Source organism: Burkholderia sp. BCC0397, from assembly GCF_902832865.1.
Taxonomy (GTDB): domain Bacteria; phylum Pseudomonadota; class Gammaproteobacteria; order Burkholderiales; family Burkholderiaceae; genus Burkholderia.
The window spans coordinates 821125-841312 of sequence record NZ_CADFDL010000003.1; the positions used below are offsets into that span (position 1 = coordinate 821125).

The 20188-nt window shown below is 66.5% G+C and carries 19 protein-coding genes and 1 tRNA gene; 11 read left to right on the plus strand and 9 right to left on the minus strand.

Features of this window, described 5'->3' with window-relative positions; genetic code table 11:
• Positions 1-16 precede the first annotated feature (16 nt).
• The gene (locus HWX03_RS13880; protein WP_175871589.1) at positions 17-1753 is read right to left on the minus strand and encodes a proline--tRNA ligase; all 1737 of its coding nucleotides are present in this window, start codon (positions 1751-1753) and stop codon (positions 17-19) included.
• Positions 1754-1970: 217 nt separating this feature from the next.
• On the opposite strand from HWX03_RS13880, the gene HWX03_RS13885 reads away from it, so the two are divergent.
• Both HWX03_RS13885 and HWX03_RS13890 read left to right on the plus strand, forming a co-directional pair.
• Entirely contained in the window at positions 1971-2615 is a 645-nt protein-coding gene (locus HWX03_RS13885; RefSeq protein WP_006476994.1) for an RNA pyrophosphohydrolase, read from the plus strand.
• Positions 2616-2628: 13 nt separating this feature from the next.
• Positions 2629-3237, plus strand: a complete 609-nt coding sequence (locus HWX03_RS13890; protein ID WP_174386139.1) for a CNP1-like family protein — start codon at positions 2629-2631, stop codon at positions 3235-3237.
• Positions 3238-3331: 94 nt separating this feature from the next.
• On the opposite strand, the gene proB is transcribed toward HWX03_RS13890, so the two are convergent.
• The 4 genes from proB to rplU all read right to left on the minus strand — a co-directional run bounded on the left by proB (position 3332) and on the right by rplU (position 6434).
• Positions 3332-4450 (minus strand): glutamate 5-kinase, encoded by a 1119-nt coding sequence (gene proB, locus HWX03_RS13895; protein WP_175871590.1) that lies wholly within the window; start codon positions 4448-4450, stop codon positions 3332-3334.
• An 84-nt stretch (positions 4451-4534) separates the two neighbouring features.
• Entirely contained in the window at positions 4535-5647 is a 1113-nt protein-coding gene (gene obgE / locus HWX03_RS13900; protein ID WP_174386141.1) for a GTPase ObgE, read from the minus strand.
• Positions 5648-5834: 187 nt separating this feature from the next.
• Positions 5835-6098, minus strand: coding sequence for a 50S ribosomal protein L27 (rpmA, locus tag HWX03_RS13905; protein WP_006476999.1), 264 nt, complete (start codon positions 6096-6098; stop codon positions 5835-5837).
• A 24-nt stretch (positions 6099-6122) separates the two neighbouring features.
• The gene (rplU, locus tag HWX03_RS13910; protein WP_027783472.1) at positions 6123-6434 is read right to left on the minus strand and encodes a 50S ribosomal protein L21; all 312 of its coding nucleotides are present in this window, start codon (positions 6432-6434) and stop codon (positions 6123-6125) included.
• Positions 6435-6643: 209 nt separating this feature from the next.
• Here rplU and HWX03_RS13915 point away from each other — a divergent pair, with 209 nt between their 5' ends.
• From HWX03_RS13915 to HWX03_RS13955, 9 genes are all read left to right on the plus strand, one after another.
• Positions 6644-7639, plus strand: coding sequence for a polyprenyl synthetase family protein (locus HWX03_RS13915; RefSeq protein WP_175820613.1), 996 nt, complete (start codon positions 6644-6646; stop codon positions 7637-7639).
• Positions 7640-7787: 148 nt separating this feature from the next.
• Positions 7788-7864: transfer RNA gene (locus HWX03_RS13920), tRNA-Pro, on the plus strand.
• 141 nt (positions 7865-8005) lie between these two features.
• A complete protein-coding gene (locus HWX03_RS13925) occupies positions 8006-9298 on the plus strand; it encodes an HlyC/CorC family transporter (RefSeq protein ID WP_175871591.1) in 1293 nt (430 codons plus the stop codon).
• Positions 9299-9381: 83 nt separating this feature from the next.
• The gene (locus tag HWX03_RS13930) at positions 9382-10659 is read left to right on the plus strand and encodes an ATPase, T2SS/T4P/T4SS family (RefSeq protein WP_175871592.1); all 1278 of its coding nucleotides are present in this window, start codon (positions 9382-9384) and stop codon (positions 10657-10659) included.
• 2 nt (positions 10660-10661) lie between these two features.
• Complete coding sequence (locus HWX03_RS13935) at positions 10662-11867, plus strand: type II secretion system F family protein (protein ID WP_175871593.1); 1206 nt, start codon at positions 10662-10664, stop codon at positions 11865-11867.
• 45 nt (positions 11868-11912) lie between these two features.
• Entirely contained in the window at positions 11913-12824 is a 912-nt protein-coding gene (locus HWX03_RS13940) for an A24 family peptidase (RefSeq protein ID WP_175871594.1), read from the plus strand.
• Between the two features lies 1 nt (position 12825).
• A complete protein-coding gene (gene coaE, locus HWX03_RS13945) occupies positions 12826-13434 on the plus strand; it encodes a dephospho-CoA kinase (protein ID WP_175871595.1) in 609 nt (202 codons plus the stop codon).
• A 109-nt stretch (positions 13435-13543) separates the two neighbouring features.
• Positions 13544-14299: a cell division protein ZapD gene (gene zapD, locus HWX03_RS13950; RefSeq protein ID WP_012327858.1), complete on the plus strand. Its 756-nt coding sequence runs from the start codon at positions 13544-13546 to the stop codon at positions 14297-14299.
• A 28-nt stretch (positions 14300-14327) separates the two neighbouring features.
• The gene (locus HWX03_RS13955) at positions 14328-14528 is read left to right on the plus strand and encodes a DNA gyrase inhibitor YacG (protein WP_174429978.1); all 201 of its coding nucleotides are present in this window, start codon (positions 14328-14330) and stop codon (positions 14526-14528) included.
• Positions 14529-14586: 58 nt separating this feature from the next.
• On the opposite strand, the gene HWX03_RS13960 is transcribed toward HWX03_RS13955, so the two are convergent.
• The 4 genes from HWX03_RS13960 to secA all read right to left on the minus strand — a co-directional run bounded on the left by HWX03_RS13960 (position 14587) and on the right by secA (position 20100).
• Positions 14587-15030 (minus strand): NUDIX domain-containing protein, encoded by a 444-nt coding sequence (locus HWX03_RS13960; protein WP_174429979.1) that lies wholly within the window; start codon positions 15028-15030, stop codon positions 14587-14589.
• Positions 15027-15896, minus strand: coding sequence for an ATP-binding protein (locus HWX03_RS13965; protein WP_175871596.1), 870 nt, complete (start codon positions 15894-15896; stop codon positions 15027-15029). The genes HWX03_RS13960 and HWX03_RS13965 overlap by 4 nt, the downstream gene beginning before the upstream one ends.
• 19 nt (positions 15897-15915) lie before the next feature.
• Positions 15916-17157 carry a bifunctional glutamate N-acetyltransferase/amino-acid acetyltransferase ArgJ gene (gene argJ, locus HWX03_RS13970; RefSeq protein WP_175871597.1) on the minus strand — a complete coding sequence of 414 codons (1242 nt, stop codon included), beginning with the start codon at positions 17155-17157 and terminating at the stop codon, positions 15916-15918.
• A 144-nt stretch (positions 17158-17301) separates the two neighbouring features.
• Positions 17302-20100, minus strand: coding sequence for a preprotein translocase subunit SecA (gene secA / locus HWX03_RS13975; RefSeq protein WP_175871598.1), 2799 nt, complete (start codon positions 20098-20100; stop codon positions 17302-17304).
• Positions 20101-20188 lie beyond the last annotated feature (88 nt).

Consider the following 20188-nt stretch of genomic DNA (forward strand, 5'->3'; position numbering starts at 1 on the left):
CGCCCGGTCGCCGCGCTTAGTGTGCGAGCGCGGCGCGGATCTTCTCGGCGACCGCCGCCGCGGCCGTGTCGGCCGGCAGCAGCGTCGCTTCGGCGTCGCGGCGGCCCTGGTACTCGATCTTGCCTTCCTTCAGGCCGCGCTCGCCGATCACCAGACGATGCGGCACGCCGATCAGTTCCCAGTCGGCGAACATCACGCCCGGGCGCTCGCCGCGATCGTCGAGGATCACGTCGATGCCGGCCGCGACGAGTTCCGCGTACAGCTTGTCGGCCGTCTCGCGCACCATGTCGCTGCGGTCATAGCCCATCGGGCACAGCACGACCTCGAACGGCGCGATCGACTCGGGCCAGATGATGCCGCGGTCGTCGAAGTTCTGTTCGATCGCCGCGCCGAGAATACGCGTGATGCCGACGCCGTAGCAGCCCATCAGCATCGGCTGCGGCTTGCCCGACTCGTCGAGGAACGTCGCGCCCATCGCTTCCGAGTACTTGGTGCCGAGCTGGAACACGTGGCCGACTTCGATGCCGCGGCAGATGTCGATCGCGCCCTTGCCGTCCGGCGACGGGTCGCCCTTCTTCACGTTGCGCACGTCGGCGACTTCCGGCTCCGGCAGGTCGCGGCCCCAGTTCACGCCGGCAATGTGATAGTCGACCTCGTTCGCGCCGACGACGAAGTCGCTCATGTTCGCGACCGTGCGATCGGCGATCACCTTCACCGGCTTCTTCGTACCGACCGGGCCGAGGTAGCCCGGCGGCGTGCCGAACCACTCGACGATTTCCTGCTCGGTCGCGAAGCGGTGGTTCTTCAGGCCCGGCAGCTTCGACACCTTGATCTCGTTCAAGTCGTGATCGCCGCGCAGCATCACGAGCCAGATGGTCGGCTCGGCGCCTTCGTTGTCGGTCGCGAGCACGATCGACTTGATCGTGCGCTCGAGCGGGATCGACAGCAGTTCGGCGACGGCCTCGCACTTCGCCTTGCCGGGCGTCGCGACCTTTTCGATCGCTTCGGCCGGCGCCGCGCGCTCGGCAATCAGCGGCAGCGCTTCGGCCGCTTCGACGTTCGCCGCGAATTCCGACGTCGGGCAGTACGCGATCGCGTCCTCGCCGGTATCGGCGATCACGTGGAACTCGTGCGAGAAGTTGCCGCCGATCGAGCCGCTGTCGGCCGCGACCGCGCGGAACTCGAGGCCGAGGCGCGTGAAGATGCGCACGTACGCGTCGTACATCTTGCGGTACGACTCGTTCAGGCCCGCCGCGTCCTTGTCGAACGAGTACGCGTCCTTCATGATGAATTCGCGGCCGCGCATCACGCCGAAGCGCGGACGGATCTCGTCGCGGAACTTCGTCTGGATCTGGTAGAAATTCACCGGCATCTGCCGGTAGCTCTTGATCTGGTTGCGCGCGATGTCGGTGACGACTTCCTCGTGCGTCGGCCCGATCACGAAATCGTTGTCCTTGCGGTCCTTGAAGCGCAGCAGCTCGGGGCCGTACTGCTCCCAGCGGCCCGACTCCTGCCACAGCTCGGCCGGCTGCACGGCCGGCATCAGCAGCTCGATGGCGCCCGCCCGGTTCATTTCCTCGCGCACGATCGCCTCGACCTTGCGAATCGAACGCAGGCCGACCGGCAGGTAGTTGTAGATGCCGCCGGCGACGCGGCGGATCATGCCGGCGCGGACCATCAGCTTGTGGCTGACGATCTCTGCGTCGGCGGGTGCCTCTTTCAGGGTGCCGATAAAGAAACGGGAAGCTTTCATGCGGACGGTTCCAAATACGGCGCCCCAGGCGGGGCGCCCGAAAAAGTTTCAAGGTGAAAAAGCTGCGCGCCGCGAACGACGATGGCGCAGATGACGTAGCAGACTAATCAGGGACAATTCAGCCGGTGTACCCCGTGCGGATTCGCTCCGTCACGGTGCGCAGCGCCCGTTATCTGTTTATAATCAAAGCAATTTTAAAGGATTCGAAGGTGGTTGTATGCTGGATCGTGAAGGCTTTCGCCCGAACGTCGGCATCATCCTCTTGAACGCGCGCAACGAGGTGTTTTGGGGCAAGCGGCTCCGCGAGCATTCCTGGCAGTTTCCTCAAGGTGGGATCAAGTACGGCGAGACCCCCATGCAGGCGATGTACCGGGAACTGCACGAGGAAACGGGCCTGCATCCGGAACACGTCAAGATAATCGGCCGCACCCGCGACTGGTTGCGTTACGAGGTGCCTGACAAGTTCATCAAACGCGAAGTACGCGGTCATTACCGCGGCCAGAAGCAGATCTGGTTCCTGCTGCGGATGGTTGGACGCGATTGCGACATTTGCTTGCGCGCGACCGACCACCCGGAGTTCGATGCGTGGCGCTGGAACGAGTATTGGGTGCCGCTCGATGCGGTGATCGAGTTCAAGCGGGATGTCTATCAGTTGGCGCTGACGGAACTGTCGCGCTTCCTGCGCCGCCCGGCGCAGCGAGCCGAGAAGCCGCGCGGGCCGCGTGTGTCGCGCTATCCGCGCGTCATTGGCGCACAGGCCCAGACGCTGACGATTGTCGACACATCGGTAGTCTGTTCGGAGATCGAAGTGGAAGCGAGCACGCTCGACGAGATGCCGCCCCACGTGATCGTCGGCAAATGACGAGTCGGACTGCATGACCGGGCGCGACCTTGGTGTCGCGCCCTTTTTTTACGAGGAATGCATATTGAAAGCGATTGCTCTCGCGCTCGCATCGATCGCCGCGATGGCCGCCCTGGCCGGCTGCGCGAACTCGAAAGCGCCGTCCAACAAGGATGACAGCGAGTTCGTGTACCTGCTCGACCGCCAGGGAACCTGGAAGGAAAACGCCGTCGACACGCTGCCGCCGCTGCCGCAAACAGGCGATCTGCTGCCGTTCAACGTGTCGCAGAACACGCCGCTCAAGTTCTTCGTCGATGCGAAGTCGCTCGACGTCGGCAGCGACGGCGTCGTGCGCTACGCAGTCGTCGTCACGAGCCCGGCCGGTGCGCGCAATGTGAACTACGAAGGCATCCGCTGCGACACCTACGAATGGCGCCAGTACGCCGGCCTGAACTCGGACCACAACGGCTGGGACCGCACCGTCGAGAACGACTGGCGGCGTATCGAGAACGGCGAGCTGAACGCCTACCACTCCGCGCTCTACCAGGACTACTTCTGTTCGAACAAGATGCCGCAGGGCTCGACCCGGCAGATTCTCGAAAACATCCGGTTCCACCGCACCGCGATGACGCAGTTGCGCTGACGGCCCGCGATGCGGGTTGCCCGCATCGTCCCGCGCATGAAAAAGCCCGCATCGCGCGGGCTTTTTCATTTGAACGACAGAACCCGGCCGGCGATCACACCAGCACGAGGTTGTCGCGATGAATCAGTTCGGGCTCCAGCATGTAGCCGAGCACGGTCTCGATCTCGCCGCTCGGCTTGCGGTGAATCAGCTTCGTTTCCGCGCTGCTGTAGTTCGTGAGCCCGCGCGCCACCTCGCGCCCGTCCGGGCCGACACACGCGATCACCTCGCCGCGCGCGAACGCGCCGTGCACGTCGATCACGCCGATCGGCAGCAGGCTCTTGCCGCCGGCCGTCAGCTTCTCGACCGCACCCGCGTCGATCACGACATGGCCGCGCACCTGCAGATGGTCGGCCATCCATTGCTTGCGCGCCGCCATCCGCGCGGTCCGTGCGATCAGTTGCGTGCCGATCGCCTCGCCGGCCGCCAGACGCACGAGCACGTCGGACTCCCGGCCGCTCGCGATCACGGTATTCGCGCCGCTGTGCGCCGCACGCTTCGCCGCGAGGATCTTCGTCAGCATCCCGCCGCGACCGAGACTCGAGCCGGCCCCGCCCGCCATCGCCTCGAGCTCCGGTGCGCCCGCATTGGCCTCGCCGACGAGCGTCGCCTTCGGGTCCTTGCGCGGATCGGCCGTGAACAGCCCCGACTGGTCGGTGAGGATGATCAGCGCATCGCCTTCGATCAGGTTCGCGACGAGCGCGCCGAGCGTGTCGTTGTCGCCGAACTTGATTTCGTCGGTGACGACCGTGTCGTTTTCGTTGATGATCGGCACGACGCCGAGCCGCAGCAGCGTGAGCAGCGTCGATCGCGCATTCAGGTAGCGCTCGCGGTCCGCCAGGTCGGCGTGCGTGAGCAGGATCTGCGCGGTGCGGATGCCGTGCTCGGTGAAGCGGCTTTCGTAGACTTGCGCGAGCCCCATCTGGCCGACCGCGGCGGCGGCCTGCAGCTCGTCGATTTCCCGCGGCCGCTTGCTCCAGCCGAGCCGCTGCATGCCTTCGGCAATCGCGCCCGAACTGACGAGCACGACTTCCTTGCCCTGCGCACGCAGCGCAGCGATCTGGGCTGCCCAGCGGCCGATTGCAGCATGATCGAGCCCCTTGCCGTCGTTGGTCACGAGGCTGGAGCCCACCTTCACCACCAATCGCTTCGAATCCGCGATGATCGAACGCATCCTGCACTGCCTCCTGTATCTGATGCCTGCCGGGCGCGATTGAACGCCAACGCCGGGCGGCACGCCCGGCGCGTTACCGAACGTTCACGCGGCGTCGTCCGGCGCCGCACCGCCCTTCGCCGGCGGCGCATCGCGGAATCGCACGTCTGCTGCGAGATCCTCCGCCTCCGCCGCGCGATGCGCGTCCGAATGTTCGGAGAGATAGTCGTAGATCGCGTAGCACAGCGCTTCGCAGCCCTGGCCCGTCAGCGCCGAGATCTCGAACACGGGGCCGTCCCAGCCGAAGCGGTCGAGGAAATCCGCGACGCGCGACGCGCGCTCGTCTTCCGGCACCATGTCCAGCTTGTTGAGCACGAGCCAGCGCGGCTTCTCGTAGAGCGCCTCGTCGTACTTGCGCAGCTCGCCGACGATCGCCGTCGCTTCCGCGACCGGATCGACGCTTTCGTCGAACGGCGCGAGATCGACCAGATGCAGCAGCACGCCGGTACGCTGCAGGTGGCGCAGGAATTGATGCCCAAGGCCCGCGCCTTCGGCTGCACCTTCGATCAGCCCCGGGATATCGGCGATCACGAAGCTCTTGCTCGGGCCGACACGCACCACGCCGAGATTCGGCGCAAGCGTCGTGAACGGGTAGTCGGCGATCTTCGGCCTCGCATTCGATACCGACGAGATGAAGGTCGACTTGCCCGCGTTCGGCATGCCGAGCAGGCCGACGTCGGCGAGCACCTTCAGCTCGAGCTTCAGCATGCGCCGCTCGCCCGGCTTGCCGTCCGTCTTCTGGCGCGGCGCGCGGTTCGTGCTCGACTTGAAATGCAGGTTGCCGAGACCGCCGGCGCCGCCCTGCGCGAGCATCACCTGCTGGTCGTGCTCGGTCAGGTCGGCGATCAGCTCGCCCGTATCCATGTCGCTGATGATCGTGCCGACCGGCATGCGCAGCGTGACATCGTCGCCGCCCTTGCCGTAGCAATCCGAGCCGCGGCCGTTTTCGCCGTTGCGCGCGAGGTGCTTCTTCGCGTAACGGTAGTCGATCAGCGTGTTGATGTTGCGGTCGGCGATCGCGTAAACGCTGCCGCCCCGGCCGCCGTCGCCACCGTCCGGCCCGCCGAACGGGACGAATTTCTCGCGGCGCATCGACGCGCTGCCATCGCCTCCGTCGCCGGCGATGACTTCGATTCGTGCTTCGTCAATGAACTTCATTCGTCACTCCGCCCAGTATTTCCGCTATTGTGCCGCGCGCCGGCACGCTTGAACAATCTGCCGTTCGGCCGATCGTACGCCGGTTGCGCGAGGGTCGCCGGCACGCACATGCGCCCGGCGACCGAATAAAAAAAGGCCCCGCGAAGACTGCGGGGCCTTTCGGCTACGAAGCCCGTGGGTGCCTGACTTAGGCAGCCGCCGGGACAACGATGACCAGATGCTTCTTGTCCGCGCCCTTCGTCGCGAACTTGACGTGACCGTCGACCAGCGCGAACAGGGTGTGATCCTTGCCCATGCCGACGTTCTCGCCTGCGTGCATGCGCGTACCGCGCTGACGCACGATGATGCCGCCGGCATTGATCGCCTGACCGCCGTACACTTTCACGCCGAGACGTTTCGACTCGGAGTCGCGGCCGTTCCGGGAAGAGCCGCCTGCCTTTTTGTGTGCCATCTGATTGCTCCTTAACCGAGGCGCTTACGCGTTGATCGCGTCGATGCGCAGCTCAGTGTAGTTCTGGCGGTGGCCGCCATGCTTTTGGTAGTGCTTCCGGCGACGCATCTTGAAGATGGTGACCTTGGCATGACGACCGTGCGACACAACGGTGGCCTTGACGGAAGCCCCACTGACCAGCGGCGCACCGAACTTAATCGATTCGCCTTCGCCCACTGCGAGAACCTGGTCGAGCGTGATTTCAGCGTCAATGTCAGCCGGTATCTGTTCTACTTTGAGTTTTTCGCCAACGGCAACCTTGTACTGCTTGCCGCCGGTTTTTATGACCGCGTACATTGAGAACCTCACTCTGGATCCAATTTTTCCGCACACCACGCGCGGAAAACACGTGATTATACATGAGGTTAGCACCCAAGTCAAAGCCGATCGACAATTGCCGCGCGCGGGCCTCGGCCGGACGGCCAAAATCGCGCCGCGGCGCGTCTGACAGACCGGCATATCGCGGATTCGACTTATAATCCGCGGCATCACCCAATTCCATCATCATGTCGTCGTCCACCGCCTCCCCCACCCTCAGCGCCGCCCACCTGCTCGCCCCGATCACCAGCGACATGGAGCAGGTGAATCGCGTTATCCGGCAAAGCCTCGCGTCCGACGTGCTGCTGATCAACCAGATCGCCGAGTACATCATCGGCGCGGGCGGCAAGCGGCTGCGTCCGGCGTTGCTGCTGCTCGTCGCCGGCGCGCTCGGCGAAACGTCGCACCAGCGGCACGTGCTGGCCGCCGTCGTCGAGTTCATCCACACGGCCACGCTGCTGCATGACGACGTCGTCGACGAATCCGAGCTGCGCCGCGGCCGCCAGACCGCCAATGCGCTGTTCGGCAACGCGGCGAGCGTGCTGGTAGGCGATTACCTCTACTCGCGCTCGTTCGAGATGATGGTCGGCGTCGGCAAGATGCGCGTGATGGAGATCCTGTCCGAAGCGACGACGATCATTTCGGAAGGCGAGGTGCTGCAGCTCCTCAACATGCACGACGCGGACGTCGACGAAGCGCGCTACATGCAGGTGATCCGCTACAAGACGGCGAAGCTGTTCGAGGCGTCGGCGCGCCTGGGCGCGGTGCTCGCGGGCGCCGATGCGCCGACCGAGGCCGCCGCCGCCGAATACGGCCGCCGGATCGGCACCGCGTTCCAGATCATGGACGACTGGCTCGACTATGCCGGCACCGCCGAGGCGATGGGCAAGAATGCCGGCGACGATCTCCGCGAAGGCAAGCCGACGCTGCCGCTCATCTATCTGATCGAGCGCGGCACGCCCGAACAGTCGGCGCTCGCCCGCGAGGCGATCGAACACGGCGGCACCGATCGCTTCGACACGATTTTCGAAGCGATCACGCGCTCGGGCGCGCTCGATCACACGCTCGAATGCGCGCGTCAGGAAGCGCAGGCGGCAGCAGCGGCGATTGCCGCGTTTCCTGATTCGATCTACAAGGAAAGCCTGCTCGGGTTGTGCTCATATTCGACGTCGCGGCAATCGTAAACACGCCGCGAACGGGAAGCGATGCCTTGTCTCGAAAATTTTCTTCATCCAAGTATTCCCTTTTAGAAAAAACATCGTTATAGTTACGTTCTTGCTTGAGACGACGCAACGATCTTCACGAAGACAGCGAAGTCCGAAGAGCAAAAATCGGGGTGTAGCTTAGCCTGGTAGAGCGCTACGTTCGGGACGTAGAGGCCGGAGGTTCGAATCCTCTCACCCCGACCAGATTTAAAAAAACCGTGCACCGCGTGCACGGTTTTTTTTCGTCCGGCCGCCGCGGGCCCCGCGTGTCGCGCGCGACACATCGCGGTCGCCGGCCTCTGCTATATTTCCCCCATCCCTGTCCTTCACTGCCCTTTCCAACGCGTGGACCAAATTCCCTTATGGGCGCAAATCGGCGCCGTCTTCCTGCTTCTCCTCTGTTCCAGCTTCTTTTCCATTTCCGAGACCGCGATGATGGCGCTCAATCGCCATCGGCTGAAGCATCTCGTCGGCCAGGGCGCACTCGGCGCGAAAACCACGCAGGGGCTGCTCACGCGCACTGACTTGCTGCTCAGCGTGATCCTGATCGGCAACAACCTGTTCAACACGATCATCCCGGTCCTCACGACCTCGCTCGCGCTCCATACGTTCGGCCGCAACAACCTCGCGCTGTCGATCGCGACCGGCGTCGTCGCGTTCCTGATCATCGTGTTCGCGGAAATCGCGCCGAAGATCGTCGGCGCGACCTTCCCCGAACGCATCGCGCTGCCCGCGAGCCTCGTGATCGCCCCGCTGATGCGCGTGTTCAAGCCGGTTGTCTGGTTCGTCAATGCGCTCGCGAACGGCGTGCTGTGGGTGCTGCGCATCAACACGAAGAAGGGCCGCGACCAGCGGATGTCGGCCGACGAGCTGCGGGCCATCGTGCTCGAATCGAGCAGTTTCATGCCGACCAAGCACCGCAGCATCCTGCTCAACCTGTTCGATCTCGAGAACATCACGGTCGACGACGTGATGGTGCCGCGCCGCCAGATCGAGTCGCTCAACTTCTACGCGCCGCTCGACGACATCCTGCATCAGCTCGAAACCTGCTATCACAACCGCCTGGTCGTCTACGAAGGCGACATCGACAAGGTGCTCGGGGTGCTGCACGTGCGCAAGACGCTCACCGGGCTGCACAACCAGGATTTCGACCGCGAGACGCTGCGCACGCTGCTCGCCGAACCGTACTACGTGCCGTCGGGCACGCCGGTGGTCCAGCAGCTCCAGTTCTTCCAGGAAACCCGGCAGCGCACCGCGCTCGTCGTCAACGAGTACGGCGAACTCGAAGGGCTCGTCACGCCCGAGGACATCATCGAGGAACTGATCGGCGAATTCACGACGTCGATGCCGCGCAGCGAACGCGCGGGCGGCTGGGACGAGAACGGCGAATGCATCGTCTCGGCCAGCATGCCGCTGCGCGAACTGAACCGCTGGCTGCACCTGAAACTGCCGACCGACGGGCCGAAGACGCTGAACGGACTGGTACTCGAGATCCTCGAGGAAATTCCGGAAGACGACGTGTGCGTGAAAATCGGCGACGTGATGCTCGAAGTGATGCGCAGCGACGATCAGGCAGTACGCACCGTCAAGCTCTTCAAGCCGCGAGGCACGCGCACCGGCCGCGCCGCCCCGCGCTAGCCGAACGGCCGACTGCCGGCGCCGCCCGCGACGCGCGATCATCTGCGCATCACGGTCAACAGGCGGCCAGCGTGCCGGCTCACATGCATTTCCCTTCCTCCGGGGCGCCGCTGCACACGCAGTCGGCGCCCGCACACGCCGACGCGCCGCCCGCCGCCGCGCCCCATGCCCTCGATGCGGCCCAGCTCGACGATGCCCCGGCCGTGCGGCTGCTGACGGACACGCTGCACGCCGCGCGCGTGCGCAACGCGTCGGACATCCATGTCGAGCCGTTCGAAGCCGGCTGGCGCATCCGTCTGCGCATCGACGGCGTGCTGCATGAACAGGCGCGACCGCCGCTGCACCTGCGCGATGCGCTCGTCACGCGGATCAAGGTGCTCTCGCGCATGGACATCGCCGAGCGGCGGCTTCCGCAGGACGGCCGGCTGCGCATCGCGATCGACGGCGGCACGCGCGGCGACTATCGCGTCAGTTCGCTGCCCACGCTGTTCGGCGAAAAGCTCGTGCTGCGGCGGCTCGAAACGCTGCCGCCCGATCTCACGCTTGCCAACCTCGGCTTCGACGCGCGGCAGGCCGCCGCGATGGAGGCCGCGATCCGCGCGCCGCATGGCCTCGTGCTCGTCACGGGCCCGACCGGCAGCGGCAAGACGCTGTCGCTCTACTGCGCGCTGCAGATGCTCGATCGCGACGCGCACAACGTCTGCACAGTCGAGGATCCCGCCGAGATCCAGCTCGACGGGATCAACCAGGTCGGGGTCGCCGACAAGGCGGGGCTCACGTTCGCGACGGCGCTGCGCGCGCTGTTGCGGCAGGATCCGGACGTCATCATGGTCGGCGAGATTCGCGATGCGGAGACAGCCGATGTCGCGATCAAGGCCGCGCAGACCGGCCATCTCGTGCTGTCGACGCTGCACACCAACGACGCGCCGGCCGCCGTCGCGCGGCTGCTCGACATCGGCGTCGCGCCGTACAACCTCGCCGCCGCGCTGCACCTCGTCACCGCGCAGCGTCTCGTCCGGCGCCTGTGCGTCGCCTGCCGCGTGCATTCGGACACATCGGCGCGCGCGCTGCGGGAAGCCGGCTGCGACCCGGCGGCGCTGGCAGCCGGATGGCGGCCGTTCGTCGCGCGCGGCTGTTCCGCCTGTCACGGGATCGGCTATCGCGGCCGCATCGGCCTGCACCAGACGATGCCGGTATCGCCCGCACTGGCCGAGCGCATCGTCGCGCGGGCGAGCGTCGGCGAACTTGCGCAATGCGTGGCGGCCGATGGCGTGCGCACCCTGCGCGACGCGGCATTCGCGCGCGTCATGGACGGCACGACGAGCATCGCGGAAGCCGTCGCCGCCACACCCGCGGCGTGAACATGCGCACGCCGCCGCGCGAAACCCGCTTTGCATGGCGCGGCCGCCGTCGCGACGGCGCGCCGCGCCGCGGGATCGTCATCGCCTTCGACGCCGCGGCCGCGCGCGCCACGCTCGCGCGCGACGGCATCGCGGTACTGTCGCTCGACGTTCGCGGGCCGGCCCGTCCGCCTGCGGCGGCCGCGCGCGACATCACGCGCTTCACGCGCCAGCTCGCGAGCCTGCTGCAGGCCGGCCTGCCGCTCGCGCCGTCGCTCGAGATGCTCGCGCGCACCCGCACGCGCGACGGCGTGCCGCGCATCGCCGCGGGGCTCGCCCGCGAAATCGTCGGCGGCCGGCGCTTCGCCGATGCGCTCGCACGCTATCCATCGCAGTTCGGCACGCTGTATCGCCAGTTGATCGAGGTCGGCGAGGCGTCCGGTTCGCTCGGCATCGTGCTGACGCGGATCGCGGAACACCGCGAGCGCGCCGATGCGCAATGGCGCAAGCTGCGTGCCGCGCTCGCGTATCCGGCCGCCGTCATCCTGTTCGGGCTCGCGATCTCGGCGGCATTGATGGTATGGGTCGTGCCGACCTTCCGGCAGATCTTCGACGGTTTCGGCGCCGCCCTGCCCGCACCGACCCGCGTGCTGCTCGCGCTGTCCGCCGCGCTGTCGGCGTGGGGCGGCGTGCTCCTGGCCGGCGCGGCCGCCACGGCGCTTGCCGCGCGGCACGCGCTCCAGCGCTCGGCCGCGCTGCGTCATGCGCTCGCGCGGCGCCTGCTGCGCGCGCCGCTCGCGGGCCGCGCGCTGGAGCGGTTCGCGGCCGCACGCTGGTGCCGCTCGCTGGCGACCCTGCTCGGCGCCGGCGTGCCGCTCGCCGATGCGTTCGCCACGCTCGAGCGCACGGCCGGCCATCCGGTATTCGCGCACGCCACCGCGCACATCGCCGCACGCGTGTTGCGCGGCGTGCGTCTGGCCGATGCGATGCATTCGGCCGGCTGCTTTCCGGACGACGTCGTGCAACCGATCGCCGTCGCCGAGGAATCCGGTTCCCTCGACACGATGCTCGCCGACATCGCCGCGTTGTGCGAACGCCAGCTCGACGCGCGCCTCGATGCGCTCGCGGCGCTCGGCGAACCGTTGATCGTGATCGTCCTGGGCGCCCTCGTCGGCGGCCTCGTGATCGCGATGTACCTGCCGATCCTTCAACTCGGCAACGTGGTGTAGCATCGCAACCGATTCTGTCGCCTTTTAGTCCGAACCTTGAGCCTCATGACGCCAGCGCCCCTGTCCGCCGTTTCCGATTCGCCCGAGAGCACGCTGCTCGCGCTGGCGATGCTGCCGCCCGCGCTGCAGTATGCGTTCGCGGTCGCCATCGGCCTTTGCATCGGCAGCTTCCTGAACGTGGTCGTGCACCGGTTGCCCGTGATGATGCAGCGCGCGTGGCAGGCCGAGATCGACGAAGCGACGGGCGCCGCGAGCGCCCCGCCCGACGACGGTTATCCACCGCGCTACGATCTGTGGCGCCCGCGCAGCGCCTGCCCGCACTGCAGCCACGTACTGCGCGCGTGGGAAAACATCCCGCTCGTCAGCTACCTGATGCTGCGCGGGCGCTGCCGGCGCTGCGGCCATGCAATCGGCGTCCGCTATGTGCTCGTCGAACTCGCGTGCGCACTGCTCGCCGCCGTCTCGCTCGCGGCATTCGGCCCGACCGTCGCCGCGCTTGCCGCGTTCGCGCTGTGCGCGGCGCTGCTCGCGATGAGCGCGATCGATATCCGGACCGGCTACCTGCCCGACTCGATGACGCTGCCGCTGCTGTGGGCCGGGCTCGTGCTGAACCTCGGCGGCACCTTCACGTCGCTGCGTTCGGCCGTGATCGGCGCGATGGCCGGCTACCTGTTCCTGTGGTCGATCTACTGGCTGTTCAAATGGCTGCGCGGCATCGAGGGCATCGGTTTCGGCGACCTGAAGCTGCTTGCCGCGCTCGGCGCGTGGATGGGCTGGGCCGCACTGCCGCAGGTCGTGCTGTTCGCAGCGGTGACCGGCGCGCTCGTCGGGCTCGTCGCGACCTGGCGTGGCCGCATGCGCTTCGAGGAGCCGATTCCGTTCGGCCCGTTCCTCGCGGCCGGCGGCGTCGCCACGCTGTTTTTCGGCACGCCTTTCTATGCGGCGCTCGGAGGCTGACATGTTTTCAGTAGGACTCACGGGCGGCATCGGCAGCGGCAAGACGACCGTCGCCGACCTGTTCGGCGCCCGTGGCGCATCGCTCGTCGATACCGACCTGATTGCCCACCGCATCACCGCGCCGGGCGGTCTCGCGATGCCGGCGATCGAGCAAGCGTTCGGTCGCGGCTTCGTGGCCGCCGACGGCTCGCTCGATCGCGCGAAGATGCGCACGCTGATCTTCAGCGACGACGACGCGCGCCGGCGCCTCGAAGCGATCACGCACCCGCTGATCCGCGCGGAGACCGATCGCGAGGCGCACGAAGCACGGGGCCCGTACGTGATGTTCGTCGTGCCGCTGCTCGTCGAGTCGGGCACCTGGAAGGCGCGCAGCGATCGCGTGCTCGTCGTCGACTGCCCGGTCGAAACGCAGATCGCGCGCGTGATGCGGCGCAACGGCTTCACGCGCGAACAGGTCGAAGCGATCATCGCGCGACAGGCGACGCGCGAAGCCCGCCTCGCGGCGGCCGACGACGTGATCGTCAACGACGCGGTCACGCCCGCCGCGCTCGCCGCGCAGGTCGATGCACTGCACCAACGCTATGTCGGATTCGCGGCCGCCGCGCACTAAGCGTCGCGCGCAATCGTGATGGTGTACGAAATTGGCGCGTTGCTAGGGTAGAGAGGGGGCATTAGAATGTCCTTCATTGTTTCAATCCCTACCCAAGAGGCGAGCGCGCTTGATTCTTTACGAGTATCCGTTCAACGAGCGAATTCGCACGCTGTTGCGTCTCGAAGATCTGTTCGAGCGCTTCGCGTTCTTTTTGGCTCAGGAGGACCCGCGTGAACACCACGTCGCGCTGACGACGCTGTTCGAAATCGCCGAGGTAACGGGCCGCGCGGACCTGAAATCGGATCTGATGAAGGAGCTCGAACGTCAACGTCAGACGCTCGCCCCCTTTCGCGGCAATCCGGGCATCGAGCAGAACGCGCTCGAAGCCGTGCTCGGTGAAATCGAGCAGACGCTCGCGAATCTCGCGCAGATGCAGGGCAAGACCGGCCAGCACCTCGTCGACAACGAGTGGCTCGCCAGCATCCGCAGCCGCGCGGTGATTCCGGGCGGGACGTGCAAGTTCGACCTGCCGTCGTACTACGCGTGGCAGCAGTGGCCCGCCGAGCAGCGGCGCCAGGACATCGCGAAGTGGATCCTGCCGATGCTGCCGTTGCGTGACGCCGCGGCGATCGTGCTGCGGCTCGCGCGCGAATCGGGTCAGGCGTCGAAGGTCATGGCGATGCAGGGCAGCTACCAGCAGATGCTGTCCGGCCGCAGCTACCAGCTGATGCAGGTACGGGTGCCGCCGGAGTTGCGCGTCATTCCCGAAGCGAGCGCCAACAAATACATGCTGTGGGTGCGGTTCACCATGCAGGACGGCGATGTGCGGCCGCGCGCGGTGGACATCGACGTGCCGTTCCATCTGACACTGTGTAATCTGTAACGGCCGCGTGCCGGATCGATGCTTTCGTATGACTACCGTCGTGAAATGTCCGTCGTGCGGCGCCCAAGTGCGCTGGACGCCTGAAAATCAGTTCCGCCCGTTCTGTTCGGCCCGCTGCAAGCAGCTCGACCTCGGCGCATGGGCCGCGGAAAAGTACCGGATCGGGGGCGCCTCCGACGAGGGCCCGTCGTCGGAAGAAGACGGCACGGACGGCCGTCGCGACAGCTGACCGGCGCAACGCCGGCCACCCGCGATATGGCCCGCCTTTCCGGCAGGCCGCCGCGGCGTCAGTGCGACGCCGCTTCCTTCTCGAGCAGTTCGAGCACCGGCAGCGCCGCCGGGAGTAGCGGCGCGACTTCGACCGGCAGTTGCTGCCACACGAACGCCTGCCCTTCCTTGCTGTGCGGCTCGCCCGTCCAGCCCGTCACCTTGCAGAAATAGAGCCGCACGTATGCGTGCGGATAATCGTGCTCGAGCGTGTGCCAGCGGTGGCTGGCCGTGACTTCGATGCCGAGTTCCTCGTGCAGCTCGCGCGCCAGCGCGTCCTCGACGCTTTCGCCGGCCTCCAGCTTGCCGCCCGGAAACTCCCAGTAACCTTCATACGGCTTGCCCTGCAGGCGTTGCGCGAGCAGATACCTGCCGTCCGGCTGCACCATCACGCCGACCGCGACTTCCGTCACCTTGCGGCCGTCCGGCGCCCGTACGGCGCCCTGTGCCAGATCCGCGCTCATGCCTGCTCCTTGCGACCCGACCAGTCGCGCGCGAACTGCCATGCGACGCGGCCCGAGCGCGAACCGCGCTCGAGTGCCCACACCAGCGCGTCGCCGCGCGCGGTCTCGATCTCCGCATCCGGGCAGCCGAAGTGATGCAGCCAGTGCGCGACGATGTCGAGGTAGTCATCCTGCTTGAACGGATAGAAGCTGACCCACAGGCCGAAGCGCTCCGACAGCGAGATTTTCTCCTCGACGACTTCGCCGGGGTGAATCTCGCCGTCCGGCAGATGCTTGTACGACTCGTTGTCGCTCATGTACTCGGGCAGCAGATGGCGGCGGTTCGACGTCGCGTAGATCAGCACGTTGTCCGACTGCGCGGCGATCGACCCGTCGAGCGCGACCTTCAGCGCCTTGTAGCCCGATTCGCCATCCTCGAACGACAGGTCGTCGCAAAACACGATGAACCGCTCCGGACGCTGCGAGATCAGGTCGACGATGTCGCCGAGATCGTGCAGGTCGTCCTTGTCGACTTCGATCAGGCGCAGCCCGTCGTTCGCGTACGCATTCAGGCACGCCTTGATCAGCGACGACTTGCCGGTACCGCGTGCGCCGGTCAGCAGCACGTTGTTGGCCGGCTTGCGCTGCACGAACTGCCGCGTGTTCTGGTCGATCAGCGCTTTCTGGCGCTCGATGTTGTGCAGGTCATCGAGCGTGATCGACGACACGGCCGGCACCGGCTGCAGGTAACCGCGCCCCTGGCGCTTGCGCCAGCGGAACGCGTGGGCCGCGTTCCAGTCGATGGCCGCCGGTGCGGGCGGCAGCATCCCTTCGAGACGGCCGAGCAGCGCTTCCGCGCGCGTCAGAAACTGTTCAAGCTTGTCCATGTCGTTCGAGCGCTCCCGATCAGGAGCGGTAGTCCGCGTTGATGCTCACGTAATCGTGCGACAGGTCGCACGTCCAGACGGTCGCCTGCGCGTCGCCACGGCCGAGCAGCACGCGGATCGTGATCTCGCTCTGCTTCATCACGCGCTGGCCGTCCTCTTCCTGGTAGGCCGGGTTGCGGCCGCCGGCCTTCGCGACGAGCACGTCGTCGAGATAGAGGTCGATCTTGCCGACGTCGAGATCCGCGACGCCCGCATAGCCGATCGCCGCGAGAATCCGGCCGAGGTTGGGGTCGGATGCGTAGAAGGCCGTCTTCACGAGCGGCGAATGGCCGATCGCGTACGCGATCTGGCGGCATTCGGCGACACTCTTGCCGCCTTCGACCTGCACCGTCATGAATTTCGTCGCGCCTTCGCCATCGCGCACGATCAGTTGCGACAGCACCTGTGCGACTTCCGTCACCGCGTCGCGCAGTGCCGCATAGGCCGGCGAATCGGTCGACGTGATCGCGGGCAGCGTGCTCTTGCCCGACGCGATCAGGATGAACGAGTCGTTCGTCGACGTGTCGCCGTCGATCGTGATGCAGTTGAACGAGCGGTCGGCGACTTCCTTCACGAGCGTGTCGAGCACCGGCTGCGCGACGTTCGCATCGAACGCGAGGAAGCCGAGCATCGTCGCCATGTTCGGCTTGATCATGCCCGCGCCCTTGCTGATGCCCGTCAGCGTGATCGTGTGGCCGTCGATCGTCACCTGGCGCGAGGTGGCCTTCGGCAGCGTGTCGGTCGTCATGATCGCCTGCGCGGCATCGAACCAGTTCGCGGCCTTGCGGTTCGCGAGCGCGGCCGGCAGGCCAGCCTTCAGGCGGTCGATCGGCAGCGGCTCGAGGATCACACCGGTCGAGAACGGCAGCACCTGCGCCGGCTCGATGCCCGCGAGACGCGCAAGCTCCGTGCAGGTCTCGCGTGCGTTCACGAGGCCCGGCTCGCCGGTGCCCGCGTTCGCATTGCCCGTATTCACGACCAGCGCGCGGATGCCCGCGCCGCCCGCACGCACCTTCGCCAGATGCTCGCGGCAGACGGTGACCGGCGCCGCGCAGAAACGGTTTTCGGTGAACACGCCCGCGACCGTCGCGCCTTCGTCGACGGAGATGACCAGCACGTCCTTGCGATTCGGCTTGCGGATGTTCGCTTCCGCCCAGCCGAGCGTGACGCCGGCGACGGGATGCAGTTGGGCGGGATCGATCGACGGAAAATTGACAGCCATGGGGCACACCTGCCGGATGGAAAATGCCGGCATGGGCCGGCATCGATTGGAAGAACCGGCGGCCGCACGCGCGGGCCGCCACAACTCACATCACTGACTCGAAGCGATGAACGACGCGGCACGCGTGACGCGCGCCGCCGCCGATCATGACAGCTTCCCGTGACATTGCTTGTACTTCTTGCCGCTGCCGCACGGGCACGGGTCGTTGCGGCCGACCTTCGGCATTTCGCCGCCGGGGCCGCTGTGCGTCATCGCGCTGCCGACCATGTCGGCCGTCGCCGCGGCCGCCGCGGCTGCCGTGACGTTCGCCACCGGCGCGCCGGCGTCCGCGTAGTCGGCGTGCTGGTATTCGACGTTCTCGAGATGGCCGCTGCGCTCCTCGATCTGCTCGGCCGCCTCCTCGAGCTGTTCCGGCGACTGGATCTGCACGTTCATCACGACGCGCGTGACTTCCTGCTTGATCGCGTCGAGCATCGCGGCGAACAGCTCGAACGCCTCGCGCTTGTACTCCTGCTTCGGGTTCTTCTGCGCATAGCCGCGCAGGTGGATGCCCTGGCGCAGGTGGTCGAGCGCCGCGAGGTGTTCGCGCCACAGGCGGTCGACCGTCTGCAGCATCACCGAGCGCTCGAACGCGCTGAACGATTCGCGGCCGACCATCGCGACCTTCGCCTCGTACTGCTCGTCGGCGGCCGTCATCACGGCGTCGAGAATCTCGTCGGTCGTGATCGACGACGACTCGTTCACCATTTCCTGGATCGCGAGGTCGAGCTGCCAGTCGTTGCGCAACGCTTCCTCGAGCTCGGGCACGTCCCACTGCTCTTCGATGCTGCCTTCCGGCACGAACTGGCGGACGACTTCGGTGATCACGCCGTGACGCATCGCGGTGATCGTCTCGGTGATGTCGTGCGCTTCGAGCAGTTCATTGCGCTGCTGGTAGATCACCTTGCGCTGGTCGTTCGACACGTCGTCGTATTCGAGCAGCTGCTTGCGGATGTCGAAGTTACGCGCTTCGACCTTGCGCTGCGCCGATTCGATCGACCGCGTGACGATGCCCGCTTCGATCGCCTCGCCTTCCGGCATCTTCAGGCGATCCATGATCGAGCGCACGCGATCGCCCGCGAAGATGCGCAGCAGCGGATCGTCGAGCGACAGGTAGAAGCGCGACGAGCCCGGATCGCCCTGGCGGCCCGCACGGCCGCGCAGCTGGTTGTCGATCCGGCGCGATTCGTGGCGCTCGGTGCCGATGATGTGCAGGCCGCCCGCGGCCTTCACCTGCTCGTGCAGCGTTTCCCACTCGTCGTGCAGCTTCTGGATGCGGCGCGCCTTTTCGTCGGCCGGGATCGCATCGTCGGCCTCGATGAACGCAGCCTGCTTCTCGGCGTTGCCGCCGAGCACGATGTCGGTACCGCGACCGGCCATGTTGGTCGCGATCGTCACGCGGTTCGGACGGCCGGCTTCCGCGACGATCGCCGCTTCACGCTCGTGCTGCTTCGCGTTCAGCACTTCGTGCGGCAGCCCGGCCTGCTTCAGCAGGTGCGACAGCAGTTCGGAGTTCTCGATCGACGTCGTGCCGACCAGCACCGGCTGGCCGCGCTCGTAGCAGTCGCGGATGTCGCGGATCACCGCGTCGTAGCGCTCCTTGGCCGTCTTGTAGATCTGGTCCTGCTTGTCGATCCGCTTCGGCGGGCGGTTGGTCGGGATCACGACCGTCTCGAGACCGTAGATCTCGTTGAATTCGTACGCTTCGGTGTCCGCGGTACCGGTCATGCCGGCCAGCTTCGCGTACATCCGGAAGTAGTTCTGGAACGTGATCGACGCGAGCGTCTGGTTCTCGCTCTGGATCTTCACGTGCTCCTTCGCCTCGACCGCCTGGTGCAGCCCGTCGGACCAGCGGCGGCCGGCCATCAGGCGGCCCGTGAATTCGTCGACGATGACCACTTCGCCGTTCTGCACGACGTAGTGCTGATCCTTGTGGAACAGCGTGTGGGCGCGCAGCGCCGCGTACACGTGGTGCATCAGCGTGATGTTCTGCGGCGCGTACAGGCTCTCGCCCTCGCCGATCAGGCCCCATTCGGAGAGCAGGCGCTCGGCCTTCTCGTGGCCCGACTCCGTCAGGAACACCTGGCGCGCCTTCTCGTCGAGCGTGTAGTCGCCCGGCTTCTCGACGCCCGTGCCGTCGGCCTTCTCTTCGCCGATCTGGCGCTCGAGCAGCGGCGGCAGTGCGTTCATCCGCACGTACAGCTCGGTGTGATCCTCGGCCTGGCCCGAAATGATCAGCGGCGTCCGCGCTTCGTCGATCAGGATCGAGTCCACTTCGTCGACGACCGCGAAGTTCAGCGCCCGCTGCACGCGCGCGTCGGTCTCGTAGACCATGTTGTCGCGCAGGTAGTCGAAGCCGAATTCGTTGTTCGTGCCGTACGTGATGTCCGCCGCGTACGCCTGCTGCTTCTGGTCGTGCTCCATGCCGGACAGGTTGATGCCGACCGACAGACCGAGGAAGTTGTAGAGACGCGCCATCCATTCGGCGTCGCGCTGCGCGAGGTAGTCGTTGACGGTCACGACGTGCACGCCGCGGCCGGCCAGCGCATTCAGGTACACGGGGAGCGTCGCGACGAGCGTCTTGCCCTCGCCGGTGCGCATTTCCGCGATCTTGCCGTAGTGGAGCACCATGCCGCCGATCATCTGCACGTCGAAGTGCCGCATCTTCAGCACACGGCGGCTCGCCTCGCGACAGACCGCGAAGGCCTCGGGCAACAGCTTGTCGAGCGACTCGCCGGCCGCGACCCGCTGGCGGAATTCATCCGTCTTGCCGCGCAACTGGTCGTCCGTCAGCTTCTCGATCTGCGTTTCGAGCGCATTGATCGTCGCGACGGTCTTTTGGTATTGCTTGACGAGCCGCTGGTTGCGGCTGCCAAAAATTTTCTGGAGAAAACCGGTTGTCATCGGATCGGATCCTGCGTCGCAGCACCGGCGCCCGGCGCGTGTTGCGCGCCCCGGCGCCCGAGCCTCGGCGGCTTAGCGAATTAGTGGA

What these genes read in the sequence shown, in the direction of transcription:
- HWX03_RS13890 (WP_174386139.1), top strand. Translation starts at nt 2,629, where the DNA reads ATGACCGGGCGCGACCTTGGTGTCGCGCCCTTTTTTTACGAGGAATGC.
- HWX03_RS13915 (WP_175820613.1), top strand. Translation starts at nt 6,644, where the DNA reads ATGTCGTCGTCCACCGCCTCCCCCACCCTCAGCGCCGCCCACCTGCTC.
- HWX03_RS13885 (WP_006476994.1), top strand. Translation starts at nt 1,971, where the DNA reads ATGCTGGATCGTGAAGGCTTTCGCCCGAACGTCGGCATCATCCTCTTG.
- secA (WP_175871598.1), bottom strand. Translation starts at nt 20,100, where the DNA reads ATGACAACCGGTTTTCTCCAGAAAATTTTTGGCAGCCGCAACCAGCGG.
- HWX03_RS13880 (WP_175871589.1), bottom strand. Translation starts at nt 1,753, where the DNA reads ATGAAAGCTTCCCGTTTCTTTATCGGCACCCTGAAAGAGGCACCCGCC.
- argJ (WP_175871597.1), bottom strand. Translation starts at nt 17,157, where the DNA reads ATGGCTGTCAATTTTCCGTCGATCGATCCCGCCCAACTGCATCCCGTC.
- rplU (WP_027783472.1), bottom strand. Translation starts at nt 6,434, where the DNA reads ATGTACGCGGTCATAAAAACCGGCGGCAAGCAGTACAAGGTTGCCGTT.
- HWX03_RS13935 (WP_175871593.1), top strand. Translation starts at nt 10,662, where the DNA reads ATGCGCACGCCGCCGCGCGAAACCCGCTTTGCATGGCGCGGCCGCCGT.
- obgE (WP_174386141.1), bottom strand. Translation starts at nt 5,647, where the DNA reads ATGAAGTTCATTGACGAAGCACGAATCGAAGTCATCGCCGGCGACGGA.
- HWX03_RS13955 (WP_174429978.1), top strand. Translation starts at nt 14,328, where the DNA reads ATGACTACCGTCGTGAAATGTCCGTCGTGCGGCGCCCAAGTGCGCTGG.
- rpmA (WP_006476999.1), bottom strand. Translation starts at nt 6,098, where the DNA reads ATGGCACACAAAAAGGCAGGCGGCTCTTCCCGGAACGGCCGCGACTCC.
- proB (WP_175871590.1), bottom strand. Translation starts at nt 4,450, where the DNA reads ATGCGTTCGATCATCGCGGATTCGAAGCGATTGGTGGTGAAGGTGGGC.
- HWX03_RS13930 (WP_175871592.1), top strand. Translation starts at nt 9,382, where the DNA reads ATGCATTTCCCTTCCTCCGGGGCGCCGCTGCACACGCAGTCGGCGCCC.
- coaE (WP_175871595.1), top strand. Translation starts at nt 12,826, where the DNA reads ATGTTTTCAGTAGGACTCACGGGCGGCATCGGCAGCGGCAAGACGACC.
- HWX03_RS13965 (WP_175871596.1), bottom strand. Translation starts at nt 15,896, where the DNA reads ATGGACAAGCTTGAACAGTTTCTGACGCGCGCGGAAGCGCTGCTCGGC.
- HWX03_RS13960 (WP_174429979.1), bottom strand. Translation starts at nt 15,030, where the DNA reads ATGAGCGCGGATCTGGCACAGGGCGCCGTACGGGCGCCGGACGGCCGC.
- HWX03_RS13940 (WP_175871594.1), top strand. Translation starts at nt 11,913, where the DNA reads ATGACGCCAGCGCCCCTGTCCGCCGTTTCCGATTCGCCCGAGAGCACG.